The 11,554-nt window shown below is 40.2% G+C and carries 11 protein-coding genes; 3 read left to right on the top strand and 8 right to left on the bottom strand.

Annotated features, from left to right (window positions below):
• Positions 1-95 precede the first annotated feature (95 nt).
• Entirely contained in the window at positions 96-1,691 is a 1,596-nt protein-coding gene (locus PP181_RS04825; protein ID WP_272636175.1) for a M1 family metallopeptidase, read from the top strand.
• Positions 1,692-2,047: 356 nt separating this feature from the next.
• Positions 2,048-3,025: a hypothetical protein gene (locus PP181_RS04820; RefSeq protein WP_272636174.1), complete on the top strand. Its 978-nt coding sequence runs from the start codon at positions 2,048-2,050 to the stop codon at positions 3,023-3,025.
• 210 nt (positions 3,026-3,235) lie between these two features.
• Here the strand turns inward: PP181_RS04820 and PP181_RS04815 are convergent, their stop codons facing one another.
• The 5 genes from PP181_RS04815 to PP181_RS04795 form a co-directional block, all read right to left on the bottom strand.
• Entirely contained in the window at positions 3,236-4,294 is a 1,059-nt protein-coding gene (locus tag PP181_RS04815; RefSeq protein WP_272636173.1) for a zinc-binding metallopeptidase family protein, read from the bottom strand.
• A 23-nt stretch (positions 4,295-4,317) separates the two neighbouring features.
• Positions 4,318-5,160: a pseudouridine synthase gene (locus PP181_RS04810; protein ID WP_272636172.1), complete on the bottom strand. Its 843-nt coding sequence runs from the start codon at positions 5,158-5,160 to the stop codon at positions 4,318-4,320.
• 129 nt (positions 5,161-5,289) lie between these two features.
• On the bottom strand, positions 5,290-6,195 hold the full coding sequence (locus PP181_RS04805; RefSeq protein ID WP_272636171.1) for a geranylgeranylglycerol-phosphate geranylgeranyltransferase: 906 nt from the start codon (positions 6,193-6,195) through the stop codon (positions 5,290-5,292).
• 18 nt (positions 6,196-6,213) lie between these two features.
• Positions 6,214-7,149, bottom strand: coding sequence for a mevalonate kinase family protein (locus PP181_RS04800; RefSeq protein ID WP_154918053.1), 936 nt, complete (start codon positions 7,147-7,149; stop codon positions 6,214-6,216).
• 144 nt (positions 7,150-7,293) lie between these two features.
• A complete protein-coding gene (locus PP181_RS04795) occupies positions 7,294-8,379 on the bottom strand; it encodes a diphosphomevalonate/mevalonate 3,5-bisphosphate decarboxylase family protein (protein ID WP_272636170.1) in 1,086 nt (361 codons plus the stop codon).
• Between the two features lie 67 nt (positions 8,380-8,446).
• On the opposite strand from PP181_RS04795, the gene PP181_RS04790 reads away from it, so the two are divergent.
• Positions 8,447-8,935, top strand: coding sequence for a TspO/MBR family protein (locus PP181_RS04790; RefSeq protein WP_272636169.1), 489 nt, complete (start codon positions 8,447-8,449; stop codon positions 8,933-8,935).
• Here the strand turns inward: PP181_RS04790 and PP181_RS04785 are convergent.
• From PP181_RS04785 to PP181_RS04775, 3 genes are read right to left on the bottom strand one after another with little or no spacing between them, the layout of a single operon-like run.
• Complete coding sequence (locus PP181_RS04785) at positions 8,928-9,473, bottom strand: DUF1697 domain-containing protein (protein ID WP_272636168.1); 546 nt, start codon at positions 9,471-9,473, stop codon at positions 8,928-8,930. The two genes, PP181_RS04790 and PP181_RS04785, sit on opposite strands and share 8 nt — an antisense overlap.
• Before the next feature lie 4 nt (positions 9,474-9,477).
• Complete coding sequence (locus PP181_RS04780; RefSeq protein ID WP_272636167.1) at positions 9,478-10,749, bottom strand: NAD(P)/FAD-dependent oxidoreductase; 1,272 nt, start codon at positions 10,747-10,749, stop codon at positions 9,478-9,480.
• Positions 10,749-11,492, bottom strand: coding sequence for a glycerophosphodiester phosphodiesterase (locus PP181_RS04775; RefSeq protein ID WP_272636166.1), 744 nt, complete (start codon positions 11,490-11,492; stop codon positions 10,749-10,751). The genes PP181_RS04780 and PP181_RS04775 overlap by 1 nt, the downstream gene beginning before the upstream one ends.
• Between the last annotated feature and the right edge of the window lie 62 nt (positions 11,493-11,554).

Below are 11,554 nucleotides of genomic sequence, written 5' to 3'. Positions count from 1 at the left end.
AATTCGGGAATTTTGGTAGTCCGGTTTTAAAACCCCATGGATAAAACACGGATATATTTTATCTTAGGCCGATATATTGTAAGCCAAACGAATCCATGATCAAATATCCCTGCAAATCCATCAGTACTGTTTTCATTCTTTTTTTATGCTCGCTTTCCTTGGTATCACAGGATACCTATGTTAGAAATGCATCGGTCGATATAAAAAAGTATATCTTCAACCTGCATCTAAACGATACTACCAATATTATTACCGGAGAGGCCGAAATCCATGTGGATTTTGAAAAGGAAGCGGTTCCATTTCATCTAGATCTTGTAGGGTATTCCGGTAACTACGGAATGAAAATATCCGGCATTTCCGAAGCTGGAAAACCCATAGACTATGTGTTTGAAAACAACAAAATTAGCATCAGTCCTACCCAATCCACGACGCGTTCGCAAGTATATACGGTAAATTATCAAGGTATTCCGGAAAGAGGATTGGTGATAGACACCACCAAGTTTGGCCAACGCTCCTTTTTTGGGGATAACTGGCCCAATTTGGCAAGGCACTGGTTGCCCTCCGTAGACCATCCCTATGATAAGGCCTCCGTAGAATTCAGGATTACCGCTCCGGACCATTATGATGTGGTGGCCACGGGCGAAAAAATAGAGGAAAGCTATCTTGATAATGGGACCAAATTGACCATTTATAGGGAACAGGCCCCTGTTGCCATGAAGGTGGTGACCATAGGCGTCACGAGATTTGCCAGTAGGTTGTTGGGAGAAGTATATGATATTCCGGTATCTGCCTGGGTGTATCCTGAGAATCGGTTGGAGGGTTTTTCGGATTATGGGGTGGCCACCAAAGTACTTCGATATTTTATAGACCAAATAGGGCCCTATTCCTATGCCAAACTTGCGAACATGCAGGCGAAGACCCAATGGGGAGGCCTGGAAAACGCGGGCACCATTGCCTATTTTGAAAATTCGGTGAATGGAAAGAACGAAGTTGAGGGCCTTATTGCGCATGAAATTGCGCACCAGTGGTTTGGGAATTCGGCTTCAGAAAAGGACTGGAACCATGTTTGGCTTAGCGAAGGCTTCGCTACCTACTTTGCAATTTTGTACCAAGAAAGTGTCTACGGGGACGAAAAAAGAAAAGAGGAACTGCTTTTGGACCGAAACCAAATATTGGATTATTACAAGAAAAACCCATCGCCCATCGTAGACCCTAGTATTAAGGACCCAATGAAGGTCCTGAGCGTGAATACGTACCAAAAAGGGGGTTGGGTGCTACATATGCTCAGGCGCGAATTAGGGGACACCTTGTTTTGGGAAGGCATTGTTGCCTATTATAAAAAATACCAAAACTCCAATGCACTAACGGAAGATTTCAAAACCGTAATGGAAGAAATTTCAGGAAAAAATCTGGATACTTTTTTTCAGCAATGGATATACACAAAGGGTTATCCAGAAATAAAATGGGGATGGAATTATGAAAAAAACAAGCTTTTTGTGGACATAGAACAGGTGCAGGAACATGCTACCTTTTCCTTTCCTTTGGAAATTCAAATTGGAAATGAGCAGGGAAGAACCTTTACATTGGACGTGGTAGGCAAAAAAACCATTTTTGAAATACCCATGAAAGAAGCTCCCAAGTCCTTGACCTTAGACCCAAATGTCTGGTTGTTGTTCGAGGAAAAATCGTAATTGGGTCCCAAAAAAATCTTTCAGAAATATTATCTTACATACGTCATGGGTAACTTAGGTCCATGAAAAAAATTGGTATAATTATAGGGGTAGTAATTCTCATTTTTATTTTGCTTACCTATATCTCTGTTTCCTCTACCGAAAAGGAAAGTAAAACTTCCATAGTTCTGAATATCGAAGATTTAAAATCTATGGATTTTTCCAGAATAGATTCGGTTCTTATTGCCCCAACTACACTGTATAAAGCAAATAAATTAAAAACGATAATGCAAGGACAGCAATATCGTAAAGTATGGTCCACACCCTTTCAATTTCCAATATTACAATTGGACACTTTACATGGAGGTGCCAAGATTTTGGAGGAAGGCGGTGGAAAACAAACCCATAGTCTCAAACTAGAAACCAAAGATGGGTATATTTTTACCCTTAGAAGCATAAATAAAAATCCAGAACCATTAGTTCCAAAATGGGCAAAAACTCTTGGTTTAGAGAATATAATTGTTGATGGGATTTCCGCCCAGCATCCATATGCCGCCATAGCGGTGGCTAAATTGGCCGAAAAGTCAAATCTCTTGCATACCCAGCCAAAAGCTGTTTTTCTTCCTAGACAAAATGCTTTGGGTACTTACAACAAAGACTATGGCAATAAAATTTACTTGCTGGAACATGAAACGGATGGAGGAAAAAATTGGACACCCTTTAAACAGGTAAAAGAAATTGTGGATACAGAAAAACTACAAGAATCGAAAATGGAATTGGGTGCTATGCTAAAGATAGACAAATCAGCATTTATTAGGGCTAGGCTATTGGATATTGTAATTGGCGATTGGGACCGCCATTCCAAGCAATGGGGGTGGGTAGTGATTGAAAATGAGACTGGTCATATGGCAATACCACTTGCGGGGGATAGGGACAACGCATTTTTTAGTATTGACGGAATCATACCCTCGATTATTTCAAACAAATATATATTGCCGGATCTCCAATCCTTCCAAGAAGATATAGATTATCTACCTGGATTAGTTATGCCCATTGATATTTATTTTCTAAAAAATACCTCCAGGGAAAATTTTATTAAAGAAGCGGACCTACTACAAAATAAACTTACGGATTTGGCTATTGAAGAAAGTTTTAAGGCTTGGCCAAATTCCATATTTGAATTGGACGGTGAAGAAATTATCAACTCTATTAAATCAAGAAGAGATAAACTTCCCCAAATAGCAAATGAATTTTACGAAATCATAAAAGATAAAGATTACCTAACAGAGCCTCTTAAAGGTTCAGAAGATTTAAAACTACCTAGTTCCTTGATTAGATGTTTTGATTGTCCCTGATTTGGACTTAGAGTGTTTTCTTTTCCTGTTTTTCAAGTATTTATAGCCAATATACCCAAGTTGAGCTCCAATCAATATTAATTTTGTCTTCCTGCTTTTTACCAAAAGTTTAGCAAAACCTAGTACGGGTGATATATTCATGATTTGTCCTTTTTGACAATTTCGCATAATTGACAAAAAGAAGCTACCACATTCAAATCAAAGTTTGGTTCAAAAACCTTTCCCTTTGATTAGAAGATTATGAATAAATGTCAATTTTGACTTTACAGGCTCTGATATTACAAAAGGGTAGGCATCGTCCTTTCCCATAGACCTGTTCATACTGTTCAATGTATAAAACAATGGGATCGCAGTTCGTAAAATAGCTTGAAAATCGTTCTTCATGTAAGGGTCGAAATTGGCATTCACGTCCAGGTCATTTGTCCCTTTCAATTTCGGGGATGTTTGTAGTCCAAAATTATATGCGGTTTCCAAAGTATCCATTAGATGGAGATAATGAGACCAGGTTTCTGCCCAATCTTCCCAAGCATGTGAAGATGCGTATTTGCTAATGTGGAAATTCTGCCAATCATGACGTGGGCCGTTGGTATAATAATTCTGTAAGGAATTCTCGTAAGAAATGGATTCGTCACCAAAAACTTCCCGAAAGTTTGACAACGTAACTTTATCGTTGCGTATCAAAACATCCCAGTAATAATGACCTACTTCATGTCTAAAATGACCAAGCATCGTTCTGTAACGCTCTTCCATATTTTGCTTAACCTTTTCCCTAACAACGGAGTCCGCCTCAGATATAAGAATCGTAATAACACCGTTGGCATGTCCAGTTTTTAGGTTGTCCCTGTTTTTTGGAGATAGGAAATCGAAACATAGTCCCTCGACAAAATTTTCCTTTTTGTTGAAAATGGGTAACCTTAATCGTAGGAGCTGATAAACGAGCCTGTGCTTTGCAAGCTCAATTTTCTTCCAACTTTCCTGGTTCTTTATTATGGATAAATCAGGTATGGTCCTATTTAATGAACAGGCAAGACAAAATCCGGAAGGGCTGTCTAGGGGGACCAGCCAATTGCAGGTTCCATGTTGGCTATTGACACAATACTTGTATTGCCCATCGCCCAGGGAGGATGTGTTCCATTGTGAAAGATTTGGGGAAAGGGAAACCATTTGATTATAGAACGAACTATAGGCCAGGTAATATCCGCAGGAAACACATCTATTATTTTCAAAAACAATTGAATTTCCACAGTTGGAACATTGGAATAATTTCATAGAAACTTAGGCATGGGCTACATTCATTTTATCATCTTAAAATTAATGACCTCCTGCTCGGTCAAGTATCTCCAATGACCTCTGGGCAAATCCTTTTTTGTGAGACCTCCATACACCACACGATCCATTCTTGTGATGGTATACCCCAATTGCTCAAAAAGTCTGTTTACAATTTTATTTCTGGAACTATAAATCTCTATACCCACTTCCCTTTTTGGGGCATCGTCTATAAAACTGATATCCTGTACTTTGACGACCTTCTCATCCACCACCACGCCTTCCTGGATCTTTACCAGGTCTGCGTTTCTAAGATCTTTGTCCAATACCACATGATAAATTTTTCGCAATCCGTTGATAGGACTTTTAAGGCGTTTGGTCAAATCTCCGTCGTTGGTAAAAAGAAGAAGTCCGGTATCTTCCTTGTCCATTTTGTCAACTGGGAGTAGTTTTGATTTTGATGCACTGGATATCAATCCGGAAACATGACGTTTGCCCTTTTCGTCGCGAATGGTTGTGGAGAAATCCTTCGGTTTGTTCAAAAGCACGTATTCCTTTTTTACGGGATTCAACAACTGTCCGTCAAACCTAACTTCATCAGAAAGTTTCACTTTGTAGCCCATTTCAGTAACGGGTTTCCCGTTTACGGTAACATTTCCCGCAGAAATATAGATATCCGCATCCCTTCTGGAACAGACCCCGGAATTGGCTACATATTTGTTCAGGCGGATGGAGTTGGGGTCGCTTACCTGTTTTGGAGCGGTGTTTTTCTTGATAGGCGCATTGCCCCTAGCGTAACTTTTTTTCCTAAAAGTCCCCCCTTGTCTTCCCGATGCTTTATCCCCTTTGTTTGACTCTCCCCTACTCATAACGTTTTTATTTTGGACAAAGGTAAGAAAGGCGAGCCAATGCGTACACTAATTCCTGAACGTATCAAATATTATATTAAATAAGTACTTCTATATATTGAAGAAAATGAAAACATCCAATACTAAGGATTAAAGAATGCGATTTAAAACCAGGTCTACATCGATCAAGAGAATACTAAAAACGCCCACCACAATGACCAGTTTCAGGATGTTGTGCAACCACAAAAAATGCTTTCGGGTACTTGATTTAAAGAGGATGCCTAAAAAGAGTATAAAAAGAAGGATACATCCGGCAAAATAATATTTCATATACCCAACATCGAACTTAAAAATCAGCAATAAGGCAGGTATCAGGGTCAATAACATCAGTATCGCTATCAGGAATTTGGATACGTTGACCCCATAAATAATGGGTATGGTTCGGTAATTTTGGGCGACATCCCCAGAAATATTTTCCAAATCCTTGATCAATTCCCTCGCCAATATCAACAAAAAGAGAAACATCGCATGCACAAAAATGACGGTTTCAAAATTCTTGTAGTACACAAAAACCGCAAAAAAGGGGGTGATTGCCAATGTAGCCGATACAAAGTTGCCAAAGAACGGGATTTTCTTCACTTTGTGGGAGTAGAACCATATACCGAAAATATAGGCCGAAAAGAAAAGCACTGCCCGAAAAGAAACGTAACTGGCCGCAAAAACAGCCAAAAAATTCAAAATGAAGTAGGTACTCAATTTAAATCGCTGGCTCACCAAGCGGTCCAACATGGTCTTTCGGGGCTTGTTGATTAAATCCTTTTCCGCATCGTAAAAATTATTGATAATGTAGCCTGCGGCGATTACCAGAGCGGAAGCGATTACGATTACAAATAGATTTACATCAAAAACAACCTGTCTCAAGGGTAAATTTGGGGAAAGGATATAGATGGAAGCCAGGTACTGTGCCAAAATGATCATCAAAAGATTATACCCACGTACCACGGAAAACAGACTCAATACTTTTAATAGCAAGAGTTTGTTTTTTCTACTAAGCATGAAAATGTTGGGTATATACTAGAAGTTGTAGACCACCTCTAATTTGTAATCCTTTAGGGCCTCCTGTGCTTTTTCAAAATCCTCTGTAAATCCAAGAAAATAACCACCGCCTCCAGAGCCACATAGTTTTAGATAGTAGTCATTGGTCTCGATTCCTTGTTTCCAAAGGTCATGAAATTTGGCGGGAATCATTGGTTTAAAATTATCCAATACCACATGGGAAAGCTTTTTCAAGTTCCAGAAAAGTGATTTAATGTTACCGTTCACAAAATCCTCCACACAGGCATCGGTATGCTTAATAAATTGGTCTTTAAGCATATTCCTAAAGCCTTCATTCTTCATTTGTTCCATAAAGATTTGAACCATTGGTGCCGTTTCACCAATAGATCCACTGTCCAATAAAAATACGGCTCCCTTACCTTCCAAATTTTGGGAGGGGATACTGGTAGATTCAATATTATCTTGGGAATTGATAAGTATAGGCAAACTTAAATAACTGTTCAAGGGGTCCAGACCAGATGACTTACCGTGGAAAAAGGATTCCATTTTACCAAAAATGAGCTTTAAAGATAAAAGCTTTTCCCTGGTCAGGTTCTCCAATACGGTAATCTTGTCCTTTGCATATTTATCGTAAATAGCCGCGACCAAGGCACCACTGCTACCTACTCCGTACCCTTGCGGGATGGAACTGTCAAAATACATGCCTTCCTCAATATCGGTATCCATCGCACTAAAATCAAAGGACACCAAATTTGGTTCCGTTATCGATAATTCCTTTAAATAGGACGCAAATTCACGCAACGCCTGATTGGACTTTTTCGCCTTTTCAGAATCATTATTGGTTTTCAAAGCACCTTTAAAAAAATTATACGGAATGGAAAGTCCTTTGGAATCCTTGATGATACCATACTCCCCAAAAAGAAGAATCTTTGAATAAAATAATGGTCCCTTCATTTGTTTAAGTAAACCGGCAACGCCTTAGACAATTTAAATATAGACAACTAATTTGCAACTTAGGTGCTATAACATCAAAAATATTATTTCAAATGCTTAAAATCCTACTTCAATAACGCTTGAATTGAATTAGAAGTGTAGCAATTAATTTAATTTTACCGCACCCTGCCCAATTCGATCACAAATATACTGCTGGTTTTCGCAGTATGCAACCAACTCATTCACAATAAATTGATTTACTTTTTCCTTTTCAGTTTCAGGATAAAGCACATGAACATTTGCACCTGCGTCCAAAGTGAAGCAAACATGTGATCCGGATTCCTCCCTAAACGCCCAAATTCTATTGATAATTTCCAGTGTATTAGGTTTCATCAAGACAAAATAAGGGTCTCCTGTCATCATAATGGCGTGCAAGGTCAACGCCTCACTTTCAACAACCTGTATAAATTCTTCCAAGCTGCCAGATTTTAAAATCGGTATTAATCGGCCTAAATTCCTATGTGCCTGCTGAAAACGTTGCTCGGCAAATGGATGCCCCTTGACCAAATCGTGCCCCACAGTACTACTTACTTGTTTTTGTCCTTTGTCCACTAAAAGGATGGTATCGTGATAGTTTTTGAAAATAGGGTGTATCTCCCCTTTATAGGGAATTCCGTATAAATCCGTACTGTCTAGAATTTCCTCATGGACACCCCAGGTTACCAAGGGTCCTTCCAAACTTCTACAGGCACTCCCAGAACCCAAACGCGCCAGAAAAGAAGCCTTTTTTATGAAGAAATCATCATCCATTCCAGGGTAAAGCATTCGTTCGATTTCCATGAGACAGAGGGCCAAAGCCGACATACCACTTGCCGATGAAGCAATGCCACTGCTGTGGGGAAACGAATTGGAGGTTTCAATGGTGAAGTGATACTCCCTTAAAAATGGACAATAGGTAGTTATACGTTTGAAGAAAGTCTCGATTTTTGGTCTGAAACTAGGCTTAGGGCTTCCCTCGAAAAAAAAATCAAAAGCGAATCCAGGAGAAGAGCCATCCAGTTTTTTAAATTGGATTTTAGTGGTTGTGGCACAGGCACTCAAGGTAAAGCTGATGGAGGGATTTGCAGGAATCTGTCCTTCCCTTTTCCCCCAATATTTCACCAAGGCAATGTTACTGGGAGATTTATAACCGACTTTCCCCGCTGCGATTAAAACCTTGGGATTTGAAGGAATAAAATCTTTTTCTGTCATGAAGCCAACTATTTCCGCAAAGATAGTTTTTAAGAGGAGCAATAAAAATAAATGATTATTTTAGGGCATGAACACAGCCCTACTTAGAAAAAGACTCCCATTTGTTTTTATAAGTGTTACCGTGTGTCTCATTATTGGGTTCGTATCCAGTGTGGTTACCCAAAGTTCAGTGAACGATTGGTACCTTACGTTGAACAAGCCCGGTTTTAATCCCCCAAATTGGTTGTTCGCCCCTGTTTGGACTACACTGTATATCCTAATGGGCATTTCTGCAGGTTGGGTATGGGCCAAGGGTTTCCATCATAAATGGGTAAAGACCGCCCTTTATCATTTTGGTTTTCAGCTTCTATTGAATGCTCTTTGGAGCATAGTATTTTTTGGGCTGCAATCGCCTTTTTGGGCCTTATTGGTCATTTTTACGTTACTGGTCATGATTGTATTTACCATAAAATGGTTTAGGCTGGTGAGCAAGGTAGCGGCCCTTCTCTTGCTACCGTATTTGGCATGGGTCTGCTTCGCGACTATTTTAAACTACAAAATCTGGGAACTTAACTAGTTTCGCCCATTTCGATTAACCTCATCATCGTACGGTAGTTTCTGGTGGTTGCCTGAACGTTTAATTTTCGTTCCACAAGATTGTTGTTCAATTTGGCTTTGCCATATCCATTTTTGCAGCATAAATAGAGGCAATCTTCCACTAGCTCCCATGATTCGTTGGGATAGATTTCTTGCTTGAAAGAGGCCAATTTTTCGTTTTCCGGAGGACCAAAAAGCATAACAAAGTAAACCCTGTTGGACTCCAAATCCTCCTTTTTTGAAAAGGGATTATTGCAGATAATCTTTTGCAAATCGGGTAGGGACTTCACTAAAACGGGCACCTCAAAACCAAAATAAGTCTTAATGGTTTCTTCTAAAGTGACTTTTGTTTCTGGGGCCGAAACATGGGCTTCCTCAAAAATAATGTTGCCACTTTGTATATACGTACTAACGCCCTTAAACCCATTGTTGGTCAAGAGCGAACTCAATTCTGCCATGGACACTTTCTTTTGTCCGCTCACGTTGATTCCCCTTAAAAAAGCGATTTGCTTGGGCATGTTTCTAGATATTATCAAAGCTATTTACGATTCCTTGGGCAGCCAAAAATCCGCCCGTCCAGGCATTTTGGAAATTAAATCCGCCCGTAATCGCATCAATATTCAAAACTTCCCCCGCAAAGTACATATTCGGGAGGACTTTGCTCTCAAAGGTCTTAAAATTGACTTCCTTTAGGTCTACGCCCCCGGCGGTCACAAATTCCTCCTTAAAGGTACTTTTCCCGTTCACAAAAAAAAGACCTTGTGTCAGTTGAGATGTCAACTCTTGTAATTGTGCCTTGGTGACGTCTGGCCATGTAACATTGTCATCGATACCGGAAACCCTTACCAAATTGGCCCAAAGTCTTTTAGGAATATCCAAGACCTTGGTCCGTAGAACGGTCTTTTTTTCCACCAGCTTAACCTTCAAGAACAATTCCAAGAGTCCGGCCGGATGGTATTCCGGCACCCAATTAATCCTAATTTTGAACTCGTATTTATAGGAATCCAAAATTTGCGCGCCCCAAGCGGAAAGTTTCAAAATTGCCGGACCGCTCATGCCCCAGTGGGTAATCAGCAAAGGACCTTCCGAAGAAAGGATTTCACTGTGGGAGGCATTGTCCGTATTTCTTCGGGATTTAATTTTGTCCAAAACGGCAATTTCGACGTGCGTACTTATCCCTGGAATATTTTTGATGCGTTCGTCCTGAATTTTAAACGTAAACAAGGAAGGAACTGGACTGACAATCGTATGGCCCAGCCCATTCAACAAATCCCAAATTTTGGGATTACTGCCCGTAGTTACCAATAATTTTTTGCACTTGTATGTTTTTTTGGTGGTGTTGACTTGCCAGTAATCGCCTTTTGCGTCAGTAATATTTTCAAATCCCGTAACGGTACAAACCCTAAAAATTTTCACGCCCAATCTTTCCGCTTCGGAGGTAAAACAATCGATAATGGTCTGTGAGGAGTCGGTTGTTGGAAACATTCTACCATCCTCCTCAATTTTTAAGGGGATACCCCTTTTTTCAAAAAACCCGATGGTATCGCCTGTGGCAAAACTGTGAAAAGGACCTAACAATTCCTTTTCCCCTCTTGGATAATTGGACGCAAGGTCAGCGGGATTGAACTCGGCATGGGTAACGTTACATCTTCCACCGCCCGAAACCTTTACCTTGGTCAACACCTGTTTGCCGCGTTCCAGGATGGCTATCTTTACGTTGGGTCTAGCTTCAGCGATATGGATGGCCGCAAAAAAACCGGCCGCCCCGCCCCCAACTATGACCACATCGAACATTAGTGGATTCTTTCCGGATAATTGGTAATGATTCCGTCGACCTCAATACGCTTCATGGCGTCAATATCAAAATCCTCATTGACGGTCCATACGTAAATTTTGAGTCCGGCTTCCCTGATCTGGTTTGCGATTTCCAAATCCAGGTTTTTAAAATAGGGGTTTATGGCAACCGCGTTCAGCTCCTTTGCCACGGGAATGGCGTCCACCGGGTTTTCCTCGGTCAACACCGCTAACTGTACACTGGGGTTCAATTTTCGCATTTCCCGTAACTCGTCCCATTTGAAACTGGAAATGATAAAATTTTCGGGCGACCATCCTTGTTTCTCAATGTAATAGTTCATGATATGGTTGACCTTATCGGCCGTATCATCCCCTTTTAATTCGATGTTCAAGGCCACCTTATTGTCTATCAATTTGAGGACATCCTGTAACATGGGTATTTTATGTCCCCCATTTACTATTAATCTGCTTAAATCGAAAATGTTGTATTCCTCAATCTTTCCAGGGCCGTTTGTCAATCTGTCCACCGTTTCGTCATGGAAAACAACGATTTCCCCGCTCTGTATCTTGAACACATCGATTTCTATCATATCAACGCCCAAATCTATGGCTTTCTGAACGGAAGCCAAGGTATTTTCGGTCTCATGCCCCATGGCACCCCTATGTCCTATTACCAAAGGTTGATTCATATTGCAGGAAGATAGTAGTATCCCAAATACCAAGGTTAAAAATACTCTTTTCATTTGTGCTATATAAATTTCGTTTTTATCAGTCAAATATAAGTAACCCTGTCGATAGATATCAG

It is taken from the genome of Maribacter sp. PR66 (assembly GCF_028464205.1).
GTDB lineage: Bacteria > Bacteroidota > Bacteroidia > Flavobacteriales > Flavobacteriaceae > Maribacter > Maribacter flavus.
This window is presented reverse-complemented; position numbering and strand designations above follow the sequence as displayed.

Bases quoted from the DNA above. Each gene is read 5' to 3' on its own strand.
- PP181_RS04800 (WP_154918053.1), bottom strand. From the start codon at position 7,149: ATGAAGGGACCATTATTTTATTCAAAGATTCTTCTTTTTGGGGAGTAT.
- PP181_RS04795 (WP_272636170.1), bottom strand. From the start codon at position 8,379: ATGACAGAAAAAGATTTTATTCCTTCAAATCCCAAGGTTTTAATCGCA.
- PP181_RS04785 (WP_272636168.1), bottom strand. From the start codon at position 9,473: ATGCCCAAGCAAATCGCTTTTTTAAGGGGAATCAACGTGAGCGGACAA.
- PP181_RS04780 (WP_272636167.1), bottom strand. From the start codon at position 10,749: ATGTTCGATGTGGTCATAGTTGGGGGCGGGGCGGCCGGTTTTTTTGCG.
- PP181_RS04805 (WP_272636171.1), bottom strand. From the start codon at position 6,195: ATGCTTAGTAGAAAAAACAAACTCTTGCTATTAAAAGTATTGAGTCTG.
- PP181_RS04790 (WP_272636169.1), top strand. From the start codon at position 8,447: ATGAACACAGCCCTACTTAGAAAAAGACTCCCATTTGTTTTTATAAGT.
- PP181_RS04775 (WP_272636166.1), bottom strand. From the start codon at position 11,492: ATGAAAAGAGTATTTTTAACCTTGGTATTTGGGATACTACTATCTTCC.
- PP181_RS04810 (WP_272636172.1), bottom strand. From the start codon at position 5,160: ATGAGTAGGGGAGAGTCAAACAAAGGGGATAAAGCATCGGGAAGACAA.
- PP181_RS04825 (WP_272636175.1), top strand. From the start codon at position 96: ATGATCAAATATCCCTGCAAATCCATCAGTACTGTTTTCATTCTTTTT.
- PP181_RS04815 (WP_272636173.1), bottom strand. From the start codon at position 4,294: ATGAAATTATTCCAATGTTCCAACTGTGGAAATTCAATTGTTTTTGAA.